The organism is Pseudomonas sp. LA5, from assembly GCF_028640825.1.
GTDB lineage: Bacteria > Pseudomonadota > Gammaproteobacteria > Pseudomonadales > Pseudomonadaceae > Chryseomonas > Chryseomonas aestiva.
Genome location: NZ_JAQYZY010000033.1, coordinates 74,376 through 96,928, shown reverse-complemented (window position 1 = coordinate 96,928; position 22,553 = coordinate 74,376). Strand labels below are relative to the sequence as shown.

20 protein-coding genes and 1 riboswitch are annotated in these 22,553 nt (G+C 66.2%); of the genes, 6 read left to right on the top strand and 14 right to left on the bottom strand.

What is annotated here, in order from left to right; translation table 11 throughout:
* Nucleotides 1–9: 9 nt before the first annotated feature.
* The 4 genes from PVZ72_RS10890 to PVZ72_RS10875 all read right to left on the bottom strand — a co-directional run bounded on the left by PVZ72_RS10890 (nt 10) and on the right by PVZ72_RS10875 (nt 4,556).
* Entirely contained in the window at nt 10–1,431 is a 1,422-nt protein-coding gene (locus PVZ72_RS10890) for a cryptochrome/photolyase family protein (RefSeq protein ID WP_273861883.1), read from the bottom strand.
* Nucleotides 1,428–2,372 (bottom strand): MerR family transcriptional regulator, encoded by a 945-nt coding sequence (locus PVZ72_RS10885; protein ID WP_273861882.1) that lies wholly within the window; start codon nt 2,370–2,372, stop codon nt 1,428–1,430. Before PVZ72_RS10885 ends, PVZ72_RS10890 begins: the two co-directional genes overlap by 4 nt.
* Complete coding sequence (locus PVZ72_RS10880) at nt 2,362–3,333, bottom strand: YbgA family protein (RefSeq protein WP_187980407.1); 972 nt, start codon at nt 3,331–3,333, stop codon at nt 2,362–2,364. Before PVZ72_RS10880 ends, PVZ72_RS10885 begins: the two co-directional genes overlap by 11 nt.
* A gap of 125 nt (nt 3,334–3,458) precedes the next feature.
* Nucleotides 3,459–4,556 (bottom strand): NAD(P)/FAD-dependent oxidoreductase, encoded by a 1,098-nt coding sequence (locus tag PVZ72_RS10875; protein WP_133861541.1) that lies wholly within the window; start codon nt 4,554–4,556, stop codon nt 3,459–3,461.
* 65 nt (nt 4,557–4,621) lie between these two features.
* Here PVZ72_RS10875 and PVZ72_RS10870 point away from each other — a divergent pair, with 65 nt between their 5' ends.
* Entirely contained in the window at nt 4,622–5,530 is a 909-nt protein-coding gene (locus PVZ72_RS10870) for a TIGR01777 family oxidoreductase (RefSeq protein ID WP_273861881.1), read from the top strand.
* The gene (locus tag PVZ72_RS10865) at nt 5,527–6,582 is read left to right on the top strand and encodes a ferrochelatase (RefSeq protein ID WP_187980406.1); all 1,056 of its coding nucleotides are present in this window, start codon (nt 5,527–5,529) and stop codon (nt 6,580–6,582) included. The genes PVZ72_RS10870 and PVZ72_RS10865 overlap by 4 nt, the downstream gene beginning before the upstream one ends.
* Before the next feature lie 19 nt (nt 6,583–6,601).
* Here the strand turns inward: PVZ72_RS10865 and PVZ72_RS10860 are convergent, their stop codons facing one another.
* Together PVZ72_RS10860 and upp are read right to left on the bottom strand one after the other, a co-directional pair.
* A complete protein-coding gene (locus PVZ72_RS10860; RefSeq protein ID WP_166655918.1) occupies nt 6,602–7,873 on the bottom strand; it encodes a uracil-xanthine permease family protein in 1,272 nt (423 codons plus the stop codon).
* A complete protein-coding gene (upp, locus tag PVZ72_RS10855) occupies nt 7,870–8,508 on the bottom strand; it encodes a uracil phosphoribosyltransferase (RefSeq protein WP_017641072.1) in 639 nt (212 codons plus the stop codon). Before upp ends, PVZ72_RS10860 begins: the two co-directional genes overlap by 4 nt.
* Before the next feature lie 255 nt (nt 8,509–8,763).
* Here upp and PVZ72_RS10850 point away from each other — a divergent pair, with 255 nt between their 5' ends.
* The 3 genes from PVZ72_RS10850 to PVZ72_RS10840 all read left to right on the top strand — a co-directional run bounded on the left by PVZ72_RS10850 (nt 8,764) and on the right by PVZ72_RS10840 (nt 10,189).
* Nucleotides 8,764–9,318 carry a hypoxanthine-guanine phosphoribosyltransferase gene (locus PVZ72_RS10850; protein WP_133861537.1) on the top strand — a complete coding sequence of 185 codons (555 nt, stop codon included), beginning with the start codon at nt 8,764–8,766 and terminating at the stop codon, nt 9,316–9,318.
* The gene (locus tag PVZ72_RS10845; RefSeq protein WP_273861880.1) at nt 9,315–9,785 is read left to right on the top strand and encodes a WbuC family cupin fold metalloprotein; all 471 of its coding nucleotides are present in this window, start codon (nt 9,315–9,317) and stop codon (nt 9,783–9,785) included. The genes PVZ72_RS10850 and PVZ72_RS10845 overlap by 4 nt, the downstream gene beginning before the upstream one ends.
* Nucleotides 9,786–9,901: 116 nt before the next feature.
* Nucleotides 9,902–10,189 carry a PA4642 family protein gene (locus PVZ72_RS10840; RefSeq protein WP_007161573.1) on the top strand — a complete coding sequence of 96 codons (288 nt, stop codon included), beginning with the start codon at nt 9,902–9,904 and terminating at the stop codon, nt 10,187–10,189.
* Between the two features lie 82 nt (nt 10,190–10,271).
* Here PVZ72_RS10840 and PVZ72_RS10835 read toward each other — a convergent pair whose 3' ends face one another.
* The 3 genes from PVZ72_RS10835 to ahcY form a co-directional block, all read right to left on the bottom strand.
* A complete protein-coding gene (locus tag PVZ72_RS10835; protein WP_273861879.1) occupies nt 10,272–12,167 on the bottom strand; it encodes a DEAD/DEAH box helicase in 1,896 nt (631 codons plus the stop codon).
* 184 nt (nt 12,168–12,351) lie between these two features.
* A complete protein-coding gene (gene metF, locus PVZ72_RS10830) occupies nt 12,352–13,188 on the bottom strand; it encodes a methylenetetrahydrofolate reductase [NAD(P)H] (protein WP_133861534.1) in 837 nt (278 codons plus the stop codon).
* Nucleotides 13,189–13,240: 52 nt separating this feature from the next.
* Entirely contained in the window at nt 13,241–14,647 is a 1,407-nt protein-coding gene (gene ahcY, locus PVZ72_RS10825) for an adenosylhomocysteinase (RefSeq protein ID WP_133861533.1), read from the bottom strand.
* 22 nt (nt 14,648–14,669) lie between these two features.
* Nucleotides 14,670–14,812, bottom strand: a riboswitch (S-adenosyl-L-homocysteine riboswitch).
* A 152-nt stretch (nt 14,813–14,964) separates the two neighbouring features.
* Between ahcY and PVZ72_RS10820 the strand changes: the two genes are divergently transcribed.
* On the top strand, nt 14,965–15,360 hold the full coding sequence (locus PVZ72_RS10820; RefSeq protein ID WP_064309293.1) for an acyl-CoA thioesterase: 396 nt from the start codon (nt 14,965–14,967) through the stop codon (nt 15,358–15,360).
* On the opposite strand, the gene PVZ72_RS10815 is transcribed toward PVZ72_RS10820, so the two are convergent.
* The 5 genes from PVZ72_RS10815 to dusB form a co-directional block, all read right to left on the bottom strand.
* Nucleotides 15,344–18,118, bottom strand: a complete 2,775-nt coding sequence (locus tag PVZ72_RS10815; RefSeq protein ID WP_187980403.1) for a hybrid sensor histidine kinase/response regulator — start codon at nt 18,116–18,118, stop codon at nt 15,344–15,346. The two genes, PVZ72_RS10820 and PVZ72_RS10815, sit on opposite strands and share 17 nt — an antisense overlap.
* A gap of 94 nt (nt 18,119–18,212) precedes the next feature.
* Nucleotides 18,213–19,496 (bottom strand): phosphoribosylamine--glycine ligase, encoded by a 1,284-nt coding sequence (gene purD, locus PVZ72_RS10810; protein ID WP_273861878.1) that lies wholly within the window; start codon nt 19,494–19,496, stop codon nt 18,213–18,215.
* 85 nt (nt 19,497–19,581) lie between these two features.
* A complete protein-coding gene (purH, locus tag PVZ72_RS10805; protein WP_273861877.1) occupies nt 19,582–21,174 on the bottom strand; it encodes a bifunctional phosphoribosylaminoimidazolecarboxamide formyltransferase/IMP cyclohydrolase in 1,593 nt (530 codons plus the stop codon).
* 66 nt (nt 21,175–21,240) lie between these two features.
* Nucleotides 21,241–21,558, bottom strand: coding sequence for a DNA-binding transcriptional regulator Fis (gene fis / locus PVZ72_RS10800; RefSeq protein WP_026083845.1), 318 nt, complete (start codon nt 21,556–21,558; stop codon nt 21,241–21,243).
* Nucleotides 21,555–22,547 carry a tRNA dihydrouridine synthase DusB gene (gene dusB / locus PVZ72_RS10795; RefSeq protein ID WP_187980400.1) on the bottom strand — a complete coding sequence of 331 codons (993 nt, stop codon included), beginning with the start codon at nt 22,545–22,547 and terminating at the stop codon, nt 21,555–21,557. Before dusB ends, fis begins: the two co-directional genes overlap by 4 nt.
* Between the last annotated feature and the right edge of the window lie 6 nt (nt 22,548–22,553).

Genomic DNA, 22,553 nt, shown 5'->3' with positions numbered 1-22,553 from the left:
AAGCCGGACCTAGTCCGGCTTTTTCGTGTCCTTCTTGCGCGCCATGCCGCGGTAGGCGGCCAGCGCGCGCTGACGACTCTCGCCCAGGTCCACCAGGGGCGTCAGGTAGCGGCCCCCCGGGGTATGCACGGCCTTGCCCTTGAGGTCAGCCAATTCCGGTATCCAGGTCCGCACATAGTCGCCCCGGGCATCGATCTTCAACGCCTGGGTGTGCGGGTTGAATACCCGGAAATAGGGCACCGAATCGGTACCGGTGGAGGCGCTCCACTGCCACCCGCCGTTGTTGGAGGCCAGGTCGCCATCGATGAGCTGCCGCATGAACCAGCGCTCACCCTCGCGCCAGTCGATCAGCAGGTTCTTGCACAGGAACATGGCCGTCAGCATGCGCATGCGATTGTGCATCCAGCCGGTCTGCAAGAGCTGGCGCATGGCGGCATCGATGATGGGAATCCCGGTGCGCCCCTGTTGCCAGGCTGCGAGGCCTTCGGGGTCGTCACGCCAGGGCAGGGCGGTCAGATCCCGGTTGAATGGCTGGTGCCGGGAAACCCAGGGGTAACCCACCAGCACGTGACGATAGAATTCGCGCCAGAGCAACTCGGTGATCCAGGTGGCCGCTCCCTGCTTGCCGCCGCTGAGCAGGCCATCGTTGGCGCGGACCGCCGCCTGCAGGCACTGGCGAGGCGTCAGCACCCCGGCATTGAGATAGGCCGACAACTGGCTGGTACCGGGTTCGGAAGGAATGTCCCGCGCCCGCTGATAGTCTTCCAGATCATCCCGGATGAAGGCTTCCAGACGCTGCAGTGCTTCTTCTTCCCCTGCCGGCCATAGCCCTTGCAGGTCGGCGGCGGTGGCCGCGAAACCCTCGACCGCGGTGGGCAGCTTGTCCGAAGGGACCGGGCTCTTGCGCTGCTTGCCCGGGGCTGGCAGGGGCGTTGGCAGACCGGTCTCCAGGCGGGCCAGGCAGGTCTTCCTGAACTGGCCGAAAACCTTGAAGTAGCCACCGCTCTTGGTCAGCACCGTCCCCGGCGCGAACAGCGTCTGGTCGAGATAGCGATGGGTCGCCAGGCCAGCGTCTTCGAAGGCCTTGACCACGGCGTCGTCACGGGCGGCTTCGTTGATCCCGTATTCGTCATTGAAATGCAGGTGTTCGGCGCCCAGCTCCCGGGCCAGGTCGAGCAGCACCTGGGGGGCCTGCGCCCAGTGCTCGGCACTGCGGATCAGCAAGGGGATACCGAGGGACTTGAGCGTCTTGCCCAGTTCGGCAAGGTTGCGCAGCCAGAAGTCGACCTTGACCGCCGCCTCGTCATGCTCCTGCCATTGGGCAGGACTCAGCAGAAAGACGGCGACCACCGGGCCCTGTTCGGTGGCGGCATGGAGAGCGGGATGATCGAGGGTGCGCAGGTCAGTTCGAAACCAGACGAGCTGATTCATGCATGGCGTTCCTGATGCAGCAGCCCGGCACTCTGCAGGCGATCGAAGGCTTCGCCGGGGCTGCGCGCCGGCGCGGCATCGGCAGTAAGGGATTCACCCAGCGCACCAAGCGTCAGGCAGGGGCGCGCATGGCGATTGGCGAAGGTCTGCAGCTGGCGCCGCAGCTCGCTGTCGGGACGGCTGTCACGACAGAGGATCAGTGCCCGGGGTTCGAGCTGCTCGACCAGGCGATCCAGATTGCCCGCGGGAACCGACCACTCCACCAGTTCTACCGGGCATTCCGCGGCGCTGATCAGCCAGGCGCAGAGCCACAGCGAGGTGTTCATCGGGGTCTCGTCGAGATTCAGCAGCACCAGGGGCGCGCCTCTGAGGCTGTGCTGGCTGTGGTAGATCCGCGCACCCAGCTTGCTGCGCAGCCAGGACTGGAAGAACACCTGTTGCAGGCGACCATCGTCGGTCGCCTGGCTCAGACGCTCCAGCTCCCGCAGCAGCGGCCAGAGCAACTGGTCCAGCAGCACCCGCGGTGGATAGAGCGAGGCAGCGCGGTTGTAGGCCTCATCCAGCGCACGCGAGGCCAGTCGGCCGATGGCGTCAATCATCTCCTGGTGAATGGCCTGCCAGGGCGTATCGCTGGGGATCACCGCGGGCCGTTGTTCGTCGAGCAGCCCCTTGACCTGGCTGACCGCTACACCGCGGGCGATCCAGGCGAGGACCTGCTGCACGCGGACCACATGGGCCTCGCTGTACAGGCGATGGCCCTTGGGCGTGCGCTTGGGGACCAGCAAGCCATAGCGCCGCTCCCAGGCCCTCAGCGTCACGGCATTCACACCGGTGCGCCGGGCGATTTCCCGGATGGGCAGCCAGCCCTCGTGGAGAGCGGACTGGTAGTCCTGATCTTCGCCGTTCGACGGCGAAGGCAAGGGGGTGGCGCTAGATGGCATTTCGCAGACTCAGACGTTCGGGGTGCGGTTGGAGATAGGCCTGCTCGTTCACATAACGATCCGGATGCTGGCGGAAGTGGTGCTTGAGCAGCGTCAGGGGCACGACCAGGGGCACGATGCCCTCGTGGTACTGCTCGATCAGTTGCTGCATTTCCTGCTTCTCGCTGTCGCTCAGGACCCGACGCAGATAACCGAATAGATGATAGAGCACATTGCAATGGGTACCACGGGTGGCGCACTTCTTCAGGGCAGCCATCAGGCCGCTGAAATACTCCTGCCCCAGCTCGTCCAGGTTGCGCTGGCCGATGCTGCCGACCAGCTGACCGAGGGCCCGCGCACGATGGGCGTCGTGGGCCATGAGCTGGTACTTGTAACGCGAATGATAGGACAGCAGCGCCCGCGCCGTCAGACCCTGTTGCAGCAGTTGCTGCCAGTGGGCATGGGCGAAGACGCGGGTGACGAAGTTTTCCCGCAGCACCGCATCGTTCAGCCGGCCGGCTTCTTCCACTGGCAGGTCCGGTTGTAGACGCATGATGGCGGCGGCGAACAGACCGCGGCCATCGGTTTCGCTGCCCTGGCCGTTGGCGTGGTAGACCTTGACGCGCTCCATGCCGCAGGAGGGCGATTTCTGCATAAAGATGAAGCCGGACAGGTCGGTCAGCTCGCCTGCCATCTTTTCCCCGTAGCCGGTCAGGGCGGCGGTCACGTCCAGGCTGGGGTCGACGGTACCCACGGCGCGCGGCGCCTGGGAGTCGCCTACCAGACGGATGGGTTCGCGAGGCGTGCCCAGGCCGATAGCCATTTCCGGGCAGACCCGGACGAAATCGAAGTGCTCGGCGAAGGTCTGGCTGCAGAGCCGGGATTCCTTGTGTCCACCGTTGTAGCGGACTTCGTCACCCAGCAGGCAGGCACTGATACCCAGGCGCGGGCGGGGCAGGCTGGAGGAGGCATTGGCAACCATGGAGATCCCCTGTCGTGTATTTTCTTGTACAAGGTTTTCCTATTTGTACAAGTTTGGTGCAACTTTCGACAGGGGGCTGCGGTAAAAGATTCGCTGCAGGTTACAGACGGCGTGCGCTTCGTCGATTAATCCAGACTGCCCAGGAGCTGCTGCGCGGCCTCATGACCACTCAACCAGGCACCTTCCACCCGACCGCTGGAGCACCAGTCGCCACAGACGAAGACGCCCATGTCGGGATCGCCCAGGGCGCCCCACTGGTGGGGTTGCGCGGGGCGGGCATAGAGCCAGCGATGGGCCAGGCTGAAGGTCGGCGCCGGCAACGGGCAGCCGATCAGTTCGGCGAAGGCGCCATGCAGGCGTTCGATCACCTCGTCCTTGGAGGCGTCGAGGTGCGCCTTGCTCCAGGCGCTGGTGGCATGCAGGACCCAGGTGTCCAGGGTGGTGTCGCGCTCGGGCTTGCAGCGATTGCGCGCCAGCCAGTCCAGTTCGCTGTCCTGCACGAAACAGCCTTCCACCGGGGTCTGCAGGGGCGTGGGAAAGGCCAGGGCCACCGACCAGGTCGGCTCCATGCTGACACCGGCCACGGTGGCCGCCAGCTTGGGCACGCTGGACAGCAGCGCCGTGGCCTGGGGCGCCGGCATGGCGACGATGACTTGGGCGAAGGGCCCGTGGGTCTCGCCGCCGGCATCCAGCAGGTGCCAGTGCTGGGCCCCGCGAAAGACCTCGGTGATGCGGCAGTCGAAGGTGACCGGCAGATCGGCCAGCAGGTGGCGGGTGATGGCGCTCATGCGCGGCACCCCGACCCAGCGCGGCTGCTCGTCCTGGGACGGACTCAGGCGACCGTCGCGATACTGGTAGAGCGCCGGGTTCCATTCGGCCGCGCAACCGGCTCGACGCCACTCGTTGAGGGCATCGATGAAGCGCCGGTCGCGGGCGGTGAAATACTGGGCGCCCAGGTCGAGGGCGCCGGCTTCGCTGCGCTTGCTGGCCATGCGGCCGCCGCTGCCGCGACTCTTGTCGAAGATCTGGACCTGCTGCCCGGCGCGAATCAGCGTCTGGGCCGCGGCAAGTCCGGCTATTCCTGCGCCAACGATGGCGATGGGGGCAGTCATGATGGACCTCGCTTGTCTGACGATTCGCCCTTGTCGAACGTTTGCGCGCGCAAGGGCTCTACGGCTACGACTGGCAACCGTTCTGGATCTTTCGACCCACGACCATACCAAACAATCCTCTTCCCTTCGTTCAGATGCATACGGGCGGCAGGGCAATACGAGAAGGAAGTGACGACATGCATATCCTGCTGACAGGTGGCACCGGATTGATCGGCCGTGCGCTGTGCCGCCAATGGGCGGCCGCCGGGCACCAACTCACCGTGCTCAGTCGCGACCCGGAACGGGTGGCGCGCGAATGCGGACCCGGGGTGCGCGGCATCGACCAACTGGAGGCGCTGGGCGACGAACACCTGGATGCGGTGGTCAACCTGGCCGGCGCCCCCATCGCCGACAAGCCCTGGACCCAAGGTCGCAAGGCCGAACTCTGGCAGAGCCGCATCGCTACCACCGAGCACCTGATCGAGTGGCTGCGTGGCCGTCCGCAGAAACCCGCGGTCCTGCTGTCCGGCTCGGCCACCGGCTTCTATGGCGACAGCGGCGAGAAGCCAGTGAGCGAGGCGGACAGCCTGGCCGGTCCCGACTTCGCCGGCGAGTTGTGCCTGGCCTGGGAGCAGGTCGCCAACGAAGCCGAGAAGCTGGGCATCCGTGTGGTCAACCTGCGCACCGGCCTGGTGCTGGCCGCCGACGACGGCTTCCTGCTGCGCCTGCTGCCGCCCTTCCGTTTCGGGCTGGGCGCGCGGCTTGGCAATGGACGCCAGTGGATGCCCTGGATTCATTTGCAGGATCAAATCGGGGCCATCGATTTTCTTCTCAACCGAAGCGATGCCCAGGGTCCCTATAATCTCTGTGCCCCCCAGCCGGTCCGCAACCGGGAATTCACCGAGGCGCTGGGACGGGCCTTGCGGCGCCCGGCGCGATTGCTGATTCCCGCCTTCGCCCTGCGCCTGATGGGAGAGCTGTCCATCCTCCTGCTGGGTGGCCAGCGCGCCCGACCCGAGCGCCTGCTCGCGGCCGGGTATGTCTTTCGCTATCCCGAGCTGGATGCGGCCCTGGCCGACCTGCTCGCTGCCAAGGATTCACGATGACTACCAACGCTCTGCTGCTCGCCAACCTGGGTTCGCCCGATTCGCCCCATGTCCCCGACGTGAAGCGCTATCTGAACCAGTTCCTGATGGACCCCTATGTGGTCGATCTGCCCTGGCCGCTGCGCCGTCTGCTGGTATCCCTGGTGCTGATCAAGCGACCCGCCGCCTCGGCCGAGGCCTATGAGTCGATCTGGTGGGACGACGGCTCGCCATTGATCGTGCTCAGCCGCCGGCTGCAGGAAGCCGTACGGCCACTCTGGCGGCACGGTCCGGTGGAGTTGTGCATGAGATACGGCGAACCCTCGGTGGAAACGGTGCTCAAGCGCCTGGCCAGCCAGGGCATCCGCGAGGTGACCTATGCGCCGCTCTATCCGCAATTCGCCGACAGCACCACCACCACCGCCATCGTCGAGGCGCGGCGGGTGATCGAGGCCCACCAGCTGCCGCTGACGCTGAAGATCCTGCCGCCGTTCTACGACCGTCCGGAATACCAGGCGGCGCTGGCGGCCAGCGTCGAGCCCTATCTCGAAGAGCCCTACGACCACCTGCTGCTGTCCTTCCACGGCCTGCCCGAGCGGCATATCCGCAAGCTGGTCAAGGATCGCAAGCACGACCTGCGCGCCCCCGACAGCAGCAAGGTCACCGCCAAGGCCCTGGCCGTCTGCTACCGCAGCCAGTGCCAGCGCACCGCCGAACTGGTGGCCCGGCGCCTGGGCATTCCCGATGGCAAGTGGTCGGTGTCCTTCCAGTCGCGGCTGGGCAAGGACAAGTGGATCGAACCCTACACCGAGGCGCGGCTGGACGCGCTGGCCAAGGCGGGGGTCAAGCGCCTGCTGGTGATGTGCCCGGCGTTCGTCGCCGACTGCATCGAGACGCTGGAAGAGATCGGCGATCGCGGGCGCGAGCAGTTCATCGAAGCCGGTGGCCGGGAGCTGGTGCTGATTCCCTGCGTCAACGACGACCCGGCCTGGGCCCGGGCGCTGGTGGAGTTGTGCGAGGAAGTGGCGGAGCTGCCGCCGCAGCCGATCGAACAACCCAGGATGCCGGCGTAACGGCATCCTGGGCTGGCCGTCAGAGCAGCGGGCGCTCTGGCGGTTCGGCGTCCTTCTTCCAGGCGTTGTGCCCAGGCAGGACCAGGTTGAGGCCGATGGCGATCAGGCCGCAGAGGGAGATGCCCTTGAGGCCGATCTCGCCGTTGCCGAAGACGATGCCACCGATGCCGAACACCAGGGTCACCGAGACGATCACCAGGTTGCGTGCCTCGGACAGATCCACCTGGTGGCGGATCAGGATGTTCAGCCCCACCACCGCGATGGAGCCGAACAGCAGGCAGAGAATGCCGCCCATGACCGGCACCGGGATGGTCTGCAGCGCCGCGCCGAACTTGCCGACGAAGGCCAGCACCATGGCGAAGCCGGCGGCCCACAGCATGACTCGCGGATTGTGGTTCTTGGTCAGCATCACCGCGCCGGTCACCTCGGCATAGGTGGTGTTCGGCGGCCCGCCGAACAGCCCGGCGGAAGAGGTGGCCAGGCCGTCACCCAGCAGGGTGCGGTGCAGCCCGGGCTGCTTGAGGTAGTTCTGGCCGGTCACGCCGCCCACCGCGATCACCCCGCCGACGTGCTCGATGGCCGGCGCCAGGGCCACCGGCACCATGAACAGGATGGCGCCCCAGTGGAATTCCGGCGCGACGAAGGCCGGGATCGCCAGCCAGGGGGCGGCGGCCATGCCCTCGGTATGGACGATGCCGAAGACGAAGGCCAGCGCGTAGCCGACGAAGACCCCGGCGAGGATGGGCACCAGGCGGAACATGCCCTTGCCGTAGATGGCCACCAGCAGGGTGGTGACCAGTGCCGGCATGGAGATCATCATCGCCGTGGCATAGGGCACCAGCTGGGCGCTGCCGTCCCCGGCCTTGCCCATGGCCATGTTGGCCGCCACCGGCGACAGCCCCAGGCCGATGGAGATGATCACCGGGGCGATCACCACCGGCGGCAGCAGGCGGTCGATGAAGCCCACGCCGCGCACCTTCACCGCCAGCCCCAGGAAGGTGTAGACGAAGCCGGCCGCCACCACCCCGCCCAGTACCGCCGGCAGACCGAATTCAGCCTTGGCGGCGATGATCGGGGCGATGAAGGCAAAGCTCGACGCCAGGAACACCGGCACCTGGCGGCCGGTGACGAGATGGAACAGCAGGGTGCCGAAGCCTGCGGTGAAGAGGGCCACATTGGGGTCCATGCCGGTGATCAGCGGCATCAGCACCAGGGCGCCAAAGGCCACGAAGAGCATCTGGGCGCCGACCAGGATCTCCCGCCAGAGCGGTTCCCGCGCGGTCACGCTCAGGCGTCCTTCTGCTTGGTGCCGAAGATCTTGTCACCGGCATCGCCCAGCCCCGGCAGGATGTAGCCGTGCTCGTTGAGCCGTTCGTCGATGGAGGCGGTGTAGAGGCGCACGTCCGGATGGGCTTCCTCGACCGCGGCGATGCCCTCGGGCGCCGCCACCAGCACCAGGGCACGGATTTCCTTGGCCCCGGCCTTCTTCAGCAGGTCGATGGTGGCGATCATGGAGCCGCCGGTGGCCAGCATGGGGTCGATGATCATGGCCATCCGCTGGTCCAGTTCACCCACCAGCTTTTCCAGGTAGGTGTGGGCCTGCAGGGTGGATTCGTTGCGGGCGAGGCCCACCACGCTGACCCGGGCGCTGGGGATCAGGCTGAGCACGCCGTCGAGCATGCCGATGCCGGCGCGCAGGATGGGCACCACGGTGACCTTCTTGCCGGAAATCTTTTCCACCTTGACGGTGCCGCACCAGCCTTCGATGTCCACCTCTTCCACCGGCAGGTCCTTGGTCGCCTCGTAGGTCAGCAGGGCGCCGACTTCCTGGGCCAGTTCGCGAAAGTTCTTGGTGCTGATGTCGGCGCGCCGCATCAGGCCGAGCTTGTGACGGATGAGCGGGTGGCGGATTTCGTGGACGGGCATGGGATTCTCCAGAGACGGTAGGGCAGCGGATCGAGGACGTTTTCGGTACGACCGGCGGCCCGAAGGCCTGCCGCAGGAAGGGCAGGCGCACAAAAAAACCGCGGTACATTAAAGCATCCGACCCGAGGTGGGCAGTACCCTGCGACAATAGTAGCCGCCTGGCGGCGCTTGAGATCGGTTCGCGGTGTCTGTACCTTTGCCGCCTTTTATCCGCGCCAACCATCAGGCAGGCGCCCCGTCCCCCGGAGAAGCCCCATGTCCGCCGATCTCGCCCACATCCGCCAGATCATGCAGGAAGCCGATTGCCTGTATGACGAAGCCCAGGTCGAAGCGGCCATCGACCGGATCGCCGCGTCTATCACCGCCGATCTCGCCGAGCGCAATCCGGTGGTCTTCTGCGTGATGAACGGCGGCCTGATCCTGACCGGCAAGCTGGCCACCCGGCTGCATTTCCCGCTGGAAATGTCCTACCTGCACGCCACCCGCTATCGTAACGAGACCACCGGCGGCGAGCTGTTCTGGAAAGCCAAGCCCGAGGTGTCCTTCATCGATCGCGATGTGCTGATCGTCGACGACATCTTCGACGAGGGCCATACCCTCAAGGCCATCATCGACTTCTGCCGCCATGCCGGCGCCCGCGAAGTCCACACCGCGGTGCTGATCGACAAGACCCACGACCGCAAGGTCAAGGGCCTGGAAGCCACCTACGTCGGCCTGCCCTGCATCGATCGCTACATCTTCGGCTACGGCATGGACTACAAGGGCTACTGGCGCAACGCGCCCGGCATCTATGCCGTGAAGGGGCTGTGACCACGCGGCTGTTCGATCAGGCGCTGTTCGCCGACCTGCTCCGGCAGGCGGCGGCCAGCCCGCGACGGCGCGCCCATCACAACCTGCATCTCATGGACGAGCCCTGCCATCGCCTGGTGGTGGGGATGTGCGAAGACAGCTACATACCGCCCCATCGCCACCTGGATCCGCACAAGGCCGAGAGCCTGCTGGTGCTGCAGGGCCGGCTCGGGCTGCTCATCTTCGGTGAAGACGGACAGGTGCTGCTGCGCCGCGAACTGTCCCAGCGCGCCGGTTGCCCGGGCGTCGATCTCGCCCCCGGGCACTACCATGCGCTGGTTGCCCTGGGGGGCGACTGCCTGTTCTTCGAATGCAAGGCCGGGCCCTTCGTGCCGCTGGGCGAGGGTGAACGACCGGCCTGGGCCCCGCTGGAGGGCGCGCCCGACGCCGAGCGCTATCGCAGCTGGATGCGCACTCAATTCGATTGAACTTTCGACCAGGGTCGCGGTATCGCCACGGTTTGTCACTGGCGGGCAGGCGAGGGGCGGGGTTAGAATCGATCCTCCTTTTCTCCAAAGAATCCCCCAGCACAGGTAGCCAAAGGATGCGCAAGGATAAAAAGCAGGTCATCGGTGAAGAGATCAGCGACGAGCAGATCAAGCTGTTTCTCGCGGTCGAGCCGGCGGACGATACCCCCGCGTCTCTGCACAAGCTGGTCAAGGCCTATCGCGGCCTGCGCCCGGATGACTTCGAGCGCTTCGTCGGCTTCTTCGTCGAGGCCGGCTACGACCTGGATGCCCGTAACGACCAGGGTGAAGACTTCATCGAGCTGATCCGTAGTCATCGCCAGGCCGAGCCCTATATCGACGCCCTGCGCGCCGCCCACGCCTAAATGGCCGCATAAAAAAGAAACCCCGCCATGGCGGGGTTTCTTTTTGCCTGGTGAACGGGCCGCCTGATCGGCCCGTCGGCCATCAGGCGTCGCGGTTGCGGGTCAGCAGCGCGGGCTTCTCGCTACGCGGCCGGCTTGGCATCTCTTCCAGCTGCTCCAAGGTCGGCAGACGATCGGCACGCGACGGCTTGTGCACGATCTTCGGCTGCGGCTTGTTCGACGCCCGCTCTTCCGTGGCATAGGCGCGCGGCTCGCTGGGCGCGGCTTCATAGGGCCGGGCGGCACGGGGCTGACCGTTCTGACCACGCCGCTTGCCGGGCTGCTGCTGTTGCTGGCTGCGCGGACCGCGGGCAGCGCCCTGGCCCTGGCCTTGACCCTGACGGGGCTGGCCCTGGCCGCCGGTCGTGGCGGCGCGCGGCGCGCTGCCGCCGTTGCCACTGCGCGGACCCTTGCGGCCCTTGCCCTGGTAGGGGCTCACGTAGTCGACGCTGTTGCCGAAGTTGTCGTAGGCGTCATCCAGAAATTCTTCCGGATCACGATTGCGCGGCTGCTGGGCAACGGCCTGGCCGGGTTGCACGGCGTCCTTGTCCTGGCCGGCGTCATCGCGATCGCGGCGGTCGCGACGATTGCGGGAACGCCCCTTGCGCTCGCCCTGGGGCTGAGCGCCGGACTGCTCGCCACCGGCGGCCTTGCCCGGGTTCTGGGCTTGACCCTGACCCTGGCCTCTACCTTCGCTGCGCGCCGGCTTGTCGGCCTTCTTCTGGCGATTCTGCTGCGGCTTGCCACGCGGTTCGCGGGGTGCCCGGACTTCCGGCTGCTCGGGTGGCACGGACTGCGGGTCGAAGCCCTGCATGTCGCCGTCCTGGATGCTCTGCTTGGTCAGGCGCTCGATGGCCTTGAGCAGCTTCTCTTCGTCCGGGGAGACCAGCGAAATGGCTTCGCCGCTGCGACCGGCCCGACCGGTGCGGCCGATACGGTGGACATAGTCTTCCTCGACATTGGGCAGCTCGAAGTTGACCACGTGGGGCAACTGATCGATGTCCAGGCCGCGAGCGGCGATGTCGGTGGCGACGAGGACACGAACCTCATTGCTCTTGAAGTCGGCCAGGGCCTTGGTGCGGGCGTTCTGGCTCTTGTTGCCATGGATCGGCGCCGATGGCAGGCCGTGCTTGTTCAGGTACTCGGCCAGGCGGTTGGCGCCGTGCTTGGTCCGGGTGAACACCAGCACCTGTTCCCAGGCGCCCAGGGTGATCAGGTGGGCGAGCAGAGCGCGCTTCTGGTTGGCGGGGATGCGGAACAGCCGCTGCTCGATGCGCTCGACGGTGGTATTCGGCGGGGTGACCTCGATCCGCTCGGGATCCTGCAGCAGCTTGCCGGCGAGGTCGGTGATGTCCTTGGAGAAGGTGGCCGAGAACAGCAGGTTCTGGCGGCGGGCCGGCAGACGGGCCAGGACCTTCTTCACATCGTGGATGAAGCCCATGTCGAGCATGCGGTCGGCTTCGTCCAGCACCAGGACCTCGATGGCGGACAGATCGACGCTCTGCTGACCGGCGAGGTCCAGCAGGCGACCCGGGCAGGCGACGAGCACGTCGACACCCTTGGCCAGGGCGGTGACCTGCGGCTTGAGGCCGACGCCACCGAAGACGCAGGCGCTGCGCATGGGCAGGTCGCGGGCGTACACCTTGAAGCTGTCGTGGACCTGGGCCGCCAGTTCACGGGTCGGCGTCAGCACCAGCACGCGGGGCTGCTTGGCCACATAGTGGTGACCATCGGGATGACCGTTGGGAAACAGGCGCTCGAGCACCGGCAGCGCGAAGCCACCGGTCTTGCCGGTGCCGGTCTGGGCAGCCACCATCAGATCGCGACCCTGCAGGACGGCCGGAATGGCGCGTTGCTGAACAGGCGTGGGATTCGTGTAGCCAGCGTCTTCCACAGCGCGGGCAAGGGCCTCGGAGAGACCGAGGGAAATGAAGGACATGCGGGGTTCCTGTCTCTGTCGGCGTCCCGCCGACGTGGGGGCGCGGTTGCGCTGCCGGTTGACGTCCGAAAGGCTTGGGACGTCTCGCCCACCCTCGTCATCCTGCGCTGGATGACGAGTCGGACGATGACCGATAGCGGTAATCACGATTGGGTAAAGTCGCCGCCAGTTCGCCTGGCCGACTTCAAAAACCGAGGTTTCGCCAGATGGCGATACACGGCTCCGCTTGGTTCAGGGTATAGAAGTGCACACCGGGTGCCCCACCTTCGAGCAGTCGCTCGCAGAGGTCGGTCATGACTTCTTCGCCAAAGGCCTGGATGCTCTGGGTGTCGTCACCGTAGGCTTCCAGTTGCTTCCGCAGCCAGCGTGGCAGTTCAGCGCCACAGGCATCGGAGAAGCGCGCCAACTTGCTGTAGTTGGTGATCGGCATGATGCCAGGGATCACTGGGGCTTCGACTCCCAGTTTGCGGACACGTTCCACAAAATGGAAGTAGCAATCGGCGTTGAAGAAGTACTGGGTGACCGCGCGGTCAGCACCGGCCTGCATCTTGTACACGAAATTGCGCACGTCGTCCGTAAAGCTGCGCGCCTGCGGATGGGTTTCCGGATAGGCGGCGACTTCGATATGGAAGTGATCACCGGTTTCCTCGCGGATGAAGGCGACCAGATCGCTGGCGTGGCGCAATTCGCCACCGCCGGACAGGCCCATGCCGGACGGCAGGTCGCCGCGCAGGGCGACGATACGGTTGATGCCGGCTTCCCGGTACTGCTGCAGCAACTCGCGCAGCTTGGCCTTGCTGTCACCGACGCACGACAGGTGCGGTGCGGTCGGCACCCCGACCTCGTCGTTGAGCTGGCGCACGGTGCGATAGGTACCGTCGCGGGTCGAACCGCCGGCGCCATAGGTGCAGGAAAAGAACTCCGGCCCATGACTTGCCAGTTGCCGCGCCGTGGCGATCAGCTTCTCGTGGCCCGCTTCGGTCTTGCAGGGAAAGAATTCGAAACTCAGACTGGGTTTCACGTCGTCTCTCTCGTGGGCGGCCACCCGCTCCGGGGAACGGGTGGCCTGGCCATCAGTAGCGGTAGCTGTCGGGCTTGAAGGGGCCTTCCTGGGTCACGCCGATGTACTTGGCCTGAGCTTCGGTCAGACGGGTCACCACGCCACCGAAGCCCTTCACCATTTCCAGCGCCACTTCTTCGTCGAGCTTCTTGGGCAGGACCATGACGGTGACGTTGGCGGTCTTCTCCGCGACCGGCAGGTCGGCGAACTTCTCCTGGAACAGGTGAATCTGCGCCAGCACCTGGTTGGCGAAGGAGCCGTCCATGATGCGGCTGGGGTGGCCGGTGGCGTTGCCCAGGTTCACCAGGCGGCCTTCGGCCAGCAGGATCAGGTAGTCGTCGTTGGCCGAGTCGACGGTCAGACCAGTGCGGTGGATCTTGTGCACCTGCGGCTTCACCTCTTCCCAGCCCCAGTGCTGGCGCATGAAGGCGGTGTCGATCTCGTTGTCGAAGTGACCGATGTTGCACACCAGGGCGCGCTTCTTCAGCGCCTTGAGCATGTTGGCGTCACAGACGTTGACGTTGCCAGTGGTGGTGACGATCAGGTCGATCTTGCCCAGCAGGGCGCGATCCACCGAGGCTTCGGTGCCGTCGTTCAGGCCATCGACATAGGGCGAGACCAGCTCGTAGCCGTCCATGCAGGCCTGCATGGCGCAGATCGGGTCGACTTCCGAGACCTTGACGATCATGCCTTCCTGACGCAGCGAGGCGGCCGAGCCCTTGCCTACGTCGCCGTAGCCGATCACCAGCGCCTGCTTGCCGGACAGCAGGTGGTCGGTGGCGCGCTTGATGGCGTCGTTGAGGCTGTGGCGGCAACCGTACTTGTTGTCGTTCTTGCTCTTGGTGACCGAGTCGTTGACGTTGATCGCCGGGACCTTGAGGGTGCCGTCCTTGAGCATGTCCAGCAGGCGGTGTACGCCAGTGGTGGTCTCTTCGGTGATGCCGTGGACGCGCTCCAGCACCTGCGGATACTTGTCGTGCAGGATCTGGGTCAGGTCACCGCCGTCGTCCAGCACCATGTTGGCGTCCCAGGGCTGGCCGTCCTTGAGGATGGTCTGCTCGATGCACCACTCGTATTCGGCTTCGGTCTCGCCCTTCCAGGCGAACACCGGGATACCGGCGGCGGCGATGGCGGCGGCGGCCTGGTCCTGGGTGGAGAAGATGTTGCAGCTGGACCAGCGCACTTCGGCGCCCAGGGCCACCAGGGTCTCGATGAGCACGGCGGTCTGGATGGTCATGTGGATGCAGCCGAGGATCTTGGCACCGGCCAGGGGTTGCTCACCGGCGTACTTGCCACGCAGCGCCATGAGGGCGGGCATTTCCGATTCGGCGATGATGACTTCGCGACGACCCCAGTCGGCCAGGGAGATGTCGGCGACCTTGAAATCGTTGAAAGCGGCAGGCGTGAGGACAGCGCTCATTGAAGAGTCTCCATTCGTTAGGTGCGAATGGGCGCCGTTGATGCGTTCTGATAACGCTCCGTTCGAGCCTGACAACGTCTGACGTCATGCCGGCCGTGATGCCCGCGCCAGCGGCGGGTCGGCTAGGATGGGATAACGCAGCGTGCTGCAGCGCCCCTCGAACGGAAGGCGGGGCGGCCTGGTGGCCGCGATGCGCGGGCAGTATAACGAGGATCGCGATAAACCCAAAGGGTGGCGCTCTGCCTCATGTCGACCGGAATCTACCGCGCGCACCCTGATCTGATGCCCCAACCCCCCTGGAAATTCAAGGAGCCCTGATGAACTTCCATACCCGCAAGTGGGTGAAACCCGAAGACCTCAACGCCAATGGCACCCTGTTCGGCGGCAGTCTGCTGAAATGGATCGACGAGGAGGCGGCGATCTACGCCATCGTGCAGCTGGAAAATCCCAAGGTGGTGACCAAGTACATCTCGGAGATCAACTTCATCAGCGCCTCGCGTCAGGGCGACATCATCGAGCTGGGCATCACCGCCACCGAGTTCGGGCGTACCTCCATCACCCTGAGATGCGAGGTGCGCAACAAGATCACCCGCAAGAGCATCCTCACCATCGACAAGATCGTCTTCGTCAATCTCGACGAGGAAGGCAATCCGGTGCCCCATGGCAAGACCCGGATCACCTATGTCGAGGACAGGTTCAAGGAGTCGCCTTGAGGCCGGCGCGGGTCACGTCCAGGCGCCGCCGCTCGGCCCAGTAGAGCAGCAATTCACGCAGTTGCGAGAGTTCGATCGGCTTGCCCATGTGGCCGTCCATGCCGGCCTCCTGGGCGCGATCCTTGTGCTCGGCGAGGATATGCGCGGTCAGGGCCACCACCGGGGTGCGCGAGCGATGATTCTGCTGCTCCCAGGCACGTAGCCGGCGGGTGGCGCCGAAGCCGTCCAGCAGGGGCATCTCGCAATCCATCAGGATGAGGTCGTAGGTGTTCTGCTGGAGCTTTTCGAAGGCCTCCAGGCCGTTGCTCACGGTATCGGGTTCGACGCCGAGCTTCTTCAGCATGCCGCGGATCACCTTGACCGAGATGCTGTTGTCCTCGGCCACCAGCACGCGGAAGTCGCTGGGGATGCCGCTGGGCTGTTCCTGGGGCTCGGGCTCGCTGACCCGCTGGCCGCGGCGCGACAATTCGTCGGCCAGGGTGGCTCTGAGGGTATAGCCGGCCACCGGCTTGGCCAGCACCCGCTTGATGCCGGCGTTGCGGGCGATGACCTTGCTCGGCGCATTGCTCAGCCCGGTGAGCATGATCAGCAGCAGGTCATGGTTGAGATTCTCGTCTTCGTTGATGCGCGCGGCGAGCTGCATGCCGGTCATGCCCGGCATCTGCTGATCGAGCAGCACCACATCGAAGTATTCCCGCAGGTGCGACTGGGTACGCAGCAGGGCCAGGGCCTCGCGCCCGGAGGCGGCGGTGACCGCCTGCATGCCCCAGGCGCTGCACTGCTGTTGCAGGACCTTGCGGCAGAGTTCGTTGTCGTCGACCACCAGCACCCGCACGTCCTGCAGCGGATAGTCGCTGTCGCCGCGCGACAGGACCAGCGCCTGAGCCGGGATGGGCAGGCTGATCCAGAAGCTGGAACCGCCCTCGGCGTTGTTCTGGATGCCGAAGTCGCCCTGCATCAGCAGCACCAGCTGGCGGGCGATGATCAGGCCGAAATCCAGGCTGTCGGTGTCGCTGGCGAGGAAGTCGCGGCGGTCGAGGTGGGTGGACAGCAGCTGGCGACTGAGCGCCGCGTCCAGCGGGGTGCCGCTGTCCTGCACCGAGATGCGCAGGCGTGGTGGTTGGCCGGTGGCCTCTTCCAGGGAGATCACCAGCAGGATCTCGCCTTCCTCGGTGCGCTGGAAGGCGTTTTCCAGCAGGTTGAGCAGGATCTGGCGCAAGCGGGTCGGGTCGCCGATGAAACGGCGCGGCACCTGGGGCTGGATGAAGCTGAGCAGTTCGACCCGGTGCTCCTCGGCACGCGGCCGGAAGATGTCCAGGCAGTCGTCGAGCAGGGCATTGAGGTCGAAGGTGACCTCCTCGAGTTCGATCTGGCCGCTTTCCAGGCGGGTGATGTCGATGATCTCGTTGATCAGGTTGAGCAGCTCGGCGCCGGCGCTGTGGATGGTCTGCACATAGTCGCGCTGCTTGGCCGACAGCGCCGTGCCCTGCAGCAATTCGGTCATGCCCAGCACGCCGTTCATGGGCGTGCGGATCTCGTGACTGATGCGCGAGAGAAATTCGGCCTTGCCCTTGAGCTCCGCATGGTCCGTGGCTCTGTCGCGGGTGCGGGTGAAATGTTCCTCGCGCAGATAGCGACGCCGCTCCTCCAGGGCCAGGGTCAGCAGGATGCCGCTGAGCATGCAGCTGGCGATCAGGCCGCGGCCCATCCACACCGGTGGATTGGCGTAGCCGGCCAGGATCGGCAGCGCGATCAGCCCGGCCAGGGCCAGCAGGGCGCAGCTCATCACCAGCAGCCGCCCATAGCGGGCACCCTGGTGCCAGCGCTCCAGCGCGATGATCAGGCAGGCGCACAGCGCCAGGCCATTGACCGCCATCAGCCAGTCGCCGACATAGAATTCGCCGGCGGCGATACGCACCACGGCGGCCAGGCCGACCAGGGCCAGCAGACCCCGTAGCGTGCGGCGGACCCACAGCGGCAGCCGTCGCCAGCCGAAGAAGGCGCCCACGAGATTCAGCCCGGCGGCGCTGCAGGCCAGCACCGACAGATCGGTCAGCAGTGGCGTCTGGCCCTTGAAGGTGCCCAGGAAGAACTTGCTCAGTCCGAAGATGTTCAGGGCCACGCAGACCAGCATCACCAGCAGCAGGGTGAGGGCGCTGGTGGCGCGACTGCGGTGATAGAGCAGCTGGGCGCCGTTGTACAGCGCCAGCATGGCCAGGCAGCCGAGCAACACGCCGAACATCACCAGGCGATGGGTGATCTCGGCTTCGGCACTGCTGCTCAGGGTCAGGGCGATCCGCATCGGCTGGGGCGATTCGAATCTCAGGAAGAGGTCGAGCGGCTGATCGCTCTGTGGAATCGGGAAGACGAAGTCGCGACTGAGTTGCTGCGGATTGAGCAGCGGCCGCGACAGGCCGTCGCGGATCTCGCTGAGCAACTGGTCATCGCGATAGGCGAAGAAATCCAGGTAGCCGACGTTGGGCGAAATGATGCGCAGCAGCCGCTGCTGGGCGTCGGGCTGGATGCGGGTGTGCAGCCAGAGCGCACCGGAACCGGCTGGGCGGTGGGCCCTGGCGGTGGTCAGCGGTTTGAAGGCGGACAGCCGATCACGGACATCGTCGAGCGAGAATTCGCCAGTGACGTCCTCGTACTGCGCCCAGCCCGCATCCGGCGAATTCTCGGCCTGCACGGAATTGGCCACCAGCAGCAACAGCAGCCAGCTGACCACAAAGCCTATGGCGATCCAGAGCCGGTGCACGAGAGTTCCCTTCGCAAATGCGGACGTCGAGTATAGACCAGCCCGTCACGTCTGTTGACGTAACAGTGTAACAGGCTGATCCCTTAGGCGAGCTTCACTGTCGCTCGCGAGCGATGGCGCGGTAGCCGATGTCGTTGCGGTAGAAGCAGCCCTGCCAGGAGATTTCCCGGGCCAGCGCAGCGGCGTTCTGCTGGGCGGCGGAGACCGTTTCGCCCAGAGCCGTGGCGCACAGCACCCGACCGCCGGCGGTGACGACCTGACCGTCGCGCAGGCCGGTGCCGGCGTGGAACACCTTGCCCGGCAGCGCTGCGGCGGCCTCGAGACCGGCGATGGCGTCACCCTTGGCGTAGTCGCCCGGATAGCCGCCGGCGGCCAGGACGATGCCCAGGCTCGGACGTGGATCCCAGCAGGCTTCGATCTTGTCGAGGGCCTCGGCCAGGGCGGCCTCCACCAGCAGCACCAGGCTGGACTGCAGGCGCAGCATCACCGGCTGGGTCTCGGGATCGCCGAACCGGCAGTTGAATTCGATGACCTTGGGCGCGCCACTCTGGTCGATCATCAGGCCGGCATAGAGGAAGCCGGTGTAGACATTGCCTTCGCTGGCCATGCCGGCCACGGTGGGTTCGATGATCTCGCGCATGACCCGGTCATGGACCGCCGCGGTCACCACCGGCGCCGGGGAGTAGGCGCCCATGCCGCCGGTGTTGGGACCGCTGTCGCCGTCGCCGACGCGCTTGTGGTCCTGGCTGGTGGCCATCGGCAGCACGTTCTTGCCATCCACCATGACGATGAAGCTGGCTTCCTCGCCATCGAGGAATTCCTCGATCACCACTCGCGCACCGGCATCGCCGAAGGCATTGCCGGAGAGCATGTCACGCACGGCGTCCTCGGCTTCGGCCAGGGTCATGGCGACGATCACGCCCTTGCCGGCGGCCAGGCCATCGGCCTTGATCACGATGGGCGCACCCTGCTCGCGCAGATAGGCCAGCGCCGGCTCCACCTCGGTGAAGTTGGCGTAGGCGGCGGTGGGGATCTGATGGCGCGCGAGGAAATCCTTGGTGAAGGCCTTGGAGCCTTCCAGTTGCGCCGCGCCGGCGGTGGGGCCGAAGCAGGGCAGGCCACGGCTGCGGAACAGGTCGACCACGCCGGCCACCAGCGGCGCCTCGGGACCGACGATGGTCAGCTCGACGTTGGCGGCGGCGAAGTCGGCCAGTTGCTCCAGGGCCAGGACGTCGAGGGCGACGTTCTCGCACTTGGCTTCGGTGGCGGTGCCGGCGTTGCCGGGGGCGACGTAGACCTTGGTGACCCGGGTGTCCTGGGCGACCTTCCAGGCCAGGGCGTGTTCGCGACCGCCGCTGCCGATGATGAGTACGTTCATGAAGCTTTCCTCTGGGCGGGCGCTGGACACGTCCGCCACGCAAATGGGTCGACGGCGAAGGCTGCGGCCCTCGCCGTGGCGGGCCTTAGTGGCGGAAGTGGCGCATGCCGGTGAAGACCATGGCGATGCCGGCTTCGTCGGCGGCGGCGATCACCTCGGCGTCGCGCATGGAGCCACCCGGCTGGATCACCGCGGTGATGCCGTTGGCCGCGGCGTTGTCGATGCCGTCGCGGAAGGGGAAGAAGGCGTCCGAGGCCATGACCGCGCCGGCCACGGCCAGACCGGCATGCTCGGCCTTGATGGCGGCAATGCGCGCCGAGTTGACGCGGCTCATCTGGCCGGCGCCGATGCCCACGGTCTGCTGGCCCTTGGCGTAGACGATGGCATTGGATTTGACGAACTTGGCCACCTTCCAGGCGAAGATCAGGTCCTGCAGCTCCTGCTCGCTGGGCGCGCGGCGGGTCACCACCTTGAGGTCGTCGGCGGTGATCATGGCGATGTCGCGGCTCTGCACCAGCAGGCCACCGTTGACGCGCTTGAGGTCCAGGCCGGGCTTGCGCTCGGCGGGCCACTCGCCGCACTCCAGCAGGCGGACGTTGGCCTTGGCCGCGACGACGTCGCGGGCTTCGGCACTGACGCGCGGGGCGATGATCACCTCGACGAACTGGCGCTCGACGATGGCGCGGGCGGTTTCGGCGTCCAGTTCGCGGTTGAAGGCGATGATGCCGCCGAAGGCCGATTCGCTGTCGGTGGCATAGGCCAGTTCATAGGCCTGGCGGATGTCGCCGGCGACGGCCACGCCGCAGGGGTTGGCGTGCTTGACGATGACGCAGGCCGGTTCCCCGTAGCTCTTCACGGTCTCCAGGGCGGCATCGGTGTCGGCGACGTTGTTGAAGGACAGTTCCTTGCCCTGTAGCTGGGTGGCGGTGGCCACGCAGGCTTCGCTGGCGTGCTCGACATAGAAGGCCGCCTGCTGGTGCGGATTCTCGCCGTATCTCATGTCCTGCGCCTTGATGAACTGGGCGCTGAAGGTCCGCGGGAAGGCGGCGCGGCCTTCGGTGGTCAGGGTCTCGGCCTGCTGGTCGATACTGCCCAGGTAGTTGGCGATCATGCCGTCGTAGGCGGCGGTGTGCTCGAAGGCCTTGAGCGCCAGATCGAAGCGCTGGGCATAGGTCAGGCCACCGGCCTTGAGGTCGTCGAGGATGGCCGCGTAGTCACTGGCATTGACCACGATGGCGACGTCCTTGTGGTTCTTCGCCGCGCTGCGGACCATGGTCGGGCCGCCGATGTCGATGTTCTCGATGGCGTCGGCCAGGCTGCAGCCGGGCTTGGCCACGGTGGCGGCGAAGGGATAGAGGTTGACCGCGACCAGGTCGATCGGGCGGATGCCGTGCTCGCTCATCACCTCGTGGTCGACGCCGCGACGACCGAGGATGCCGCCGTGGATCTTCGGGTGCAGGGTCTTGACGCGACCGTCCATCATCTCCGGGAAGCCGGTGTAGTCGGCGACTTCCACCGCTGGGATGCCTTCATCGCGCAGCAGCTTGTAGGTACCGCCGGTGGACAGGATTTCCACGCCGATGGCCGCGAGTTCGCGGGCGAAGTCGACGACGCCCGTCTTGTCGGACACGCTGATCAGCGCACGGCGGACGGGGAGGCGAGAGGTCTGGTCGGTCATGGTCATGTCCATCAGGAGGAGAAAGACCGCCGGTCAAGCCCCCTGGGCCGCCGGCGATGAGGCGGATCAGAGCAGGTCGTACTGCTTGAGCTTCTTGCGCAGGGTGCCGCGATTGAGCCCGAGCATCTCCGACGCCTTGGTCTGGTTGCCCTTGACGTAATTCATCACGCTTTCGAGCAGGGGTGCTTCCACTTCGCAGAGCACCATGTTGTAGACGTCGGTCACCGGCTGCCCATCGAGGTGGGCGAAATAGTTGCGCAGCGCCTTTTCCACGCTGTCGCGCAGCGTCTGACCCTCCTGCAGGGGAGCGGTCAGGTGCTGCTTGAGGTCGCCGTTGTCACTCACAGGCGCTGTTCCAGTCAAAGTCTCGGTCATCGAATTCATGCCACCTGCTTCCCGGTCGGGGGCTGCGCGAAGAACGCGCGAATGCTGGCGTGCTGGGCTTGGGTGTCTTGCAGTCGGTTGAACTGGGCGCGCGATTCCGCGGCGCCCGGCCGGTCGGCCAGGTACCAGCCGACGTGCTTGCGGGCGATGCGTACGCCCATTTCCGCGCCGTAGAAGGCATGCAGGGCGTCGAGGTGTTCCAGCAGGATGGCCTCCACCTCGGCATCACCGGGCGCCGCCAGGTGCTCGCCGGTCGCCAGGTAGTGGGCGATCTCGCGGAAGATCCAGGGGCGCCCCTGGGCGGCGCGGCCGATCAGCAGGCCGTCGCAGCCGGTGTGTTCGAGCACCCAGCGGGCCTTTTCCGGGCTGTCGATGTCGCCGTTGGCGAACACCGGGATATCGACCGCCTGCTTGATGGCGGCGATGGTGTCGTACTCGGCGGCGCCGAGAAAACGGTCGTCCCGGGTGCGGCCATGCACGGCGAGGGCCTGGATGCCCGCGGCTTCGGCCAGCTGCGCGATGCGCAGGCCGTTGCGATTGTCGGGATTCCAGCCGGTGCGGATCTTCAGGGTCACGGGGACGTCGACGGCGGCCACCACGGCGGCGAGGATCTCGGCCACCAGGGCCTCATCCTTCATCAGCGCGGAGCCGGCGGCCTTGTTGCAGACCTTTTTCGCCGGGCAGCCCATGTTGATGTCGATGATCTGGGCACCCAGTTCGACATTGCGCCGGGCCGCCTCGGCCAGCATCGCCGGATCGCCGCCGGCGATCTGCACCGAACGCGGTTCCTGCTCGCTGGCGTGGATCAGGCGCAGCCGCGACTTGCGGCTGTCGTAGAGCCGCACGTCACTGGTCACCATTTCCGACACGGCCATGCCGGCGCCGAGTGCCAAGCACAGGCGACGGAAGGGCAGGTCGGTGACCCCGGCCATGGGCGCGAGAATCAGCGGATTGGGCAAGGTATAAGGGCCGATGCGTACCATCGACATATCTTT

Excerpts from the sequence above, each read along its gene's own strand:
- PVZ72_RS10890 (WP_273861883.1), bottom strand. The coding sequence starts at position 1,431 with ATGAATCAGCTCGTCTGGTTTCGAACTGACCTGCGCACCCTCGATCAT.
- PVZ72_RS10885 (WP_273861882.1), bottom strand. The coding sequence starts at position 2,372 with ATGCCATCTAGCGCCACCCCCTTGCCTTCGCCGTCGAACGGCGAAGAT.
- PVZ72_RS10880 (WP_187980407.1), bottom strand. The coding sequence starts at position 3,333 with ATGGTTGCCAATGCCTCCTCCAGCCTGCCCCGCCCGCGCCTGGGTATC.
- PVZ72_RS10870 (WP_273861881.1), top strand. The coding sequence starts at position 4,622 with ATGCATATCCTGCTGACAGGTGGCACCGGATTGATCGGCCGTGCGCTG.
- PVZ72_RS10865 (WP_187980406.1), top strand. The coding sequence starts at position 5,527 with ATGACTACCAACGCTCTGCTGCTCGCCAACCTGGGTTCGCCCGATTCG.
- upp (WP_017641072.1), bottom strand. The coding sequence starts at position 8,508 with ATGCCCGTCCACGAAATCCGCCACCCGCTCATCCGTCACAAGCTCGGC.
- PVZ72_RS10850 (WP_133861537.1), top strand. The coding sequence starts at position 8,764 with ATGTCCGCCGATCTCGCCCACATCCGCCAGATCATGCAGGAAGCCGAT.
- PVZ72_RS10840 (WP_007161573.1), top strand. The coding sequence starts at position 9,902 with ATGCGCAAGGATAAAAAGCAGGTCATCGGTGAAGAGATCAGCGACGAG.
- PVZ72_RS10835 (WP_273861879.1), bottom strand. The coding sequence starts at position 12,167 with ATGTCCTTCATTTCCCTCGGTCTCTCCGAGGCCCTTGCCCGCGCTGTG.
- ahcY (WP_133861533.1), bottom strand. The coding sequence starts at position 14,647 with ATGAGCGCTGTCCTCACGCCTGCCGCTTTCAACGATTTCAAGGTCGCC.
- PVZ72_RS10820 (WP_064309293.1), top strand. The coding sequence starts at position 14,965 with ATGAACTTCCATACCCGCAAGTGGGTGAAACCCGAAGACCTCAACGCC.
- purD (WP_273861878.1), bottom strand. The coding sequence starts at position 19,496 with ATGAACGTACTCATCATCGGCAGCGGCGGTCGCGAACACGCCCTGGCC.
- purH (WP_273861877.1), bottom strand. The coding sequence starts at position 21,174 with ATGACCGACCAGACCTCTCGCCTCCCCGTCCGCCGTGCGCTGATCAGC.
- fis (WP_026083845.1), bottom strand. The coding sequence starts at position 21,558 with ATGAATTCGATGACCGAGACTTTGACTGGAACAGCGCCTGTGAGTGAC.
- dusB (WP_187980400.1), bottom strand. The coding sequence starts at position 22,547 with ATGTCGATGGTACGCATCGGCCCTTATACCTTGCCCAATCCGCTGATT.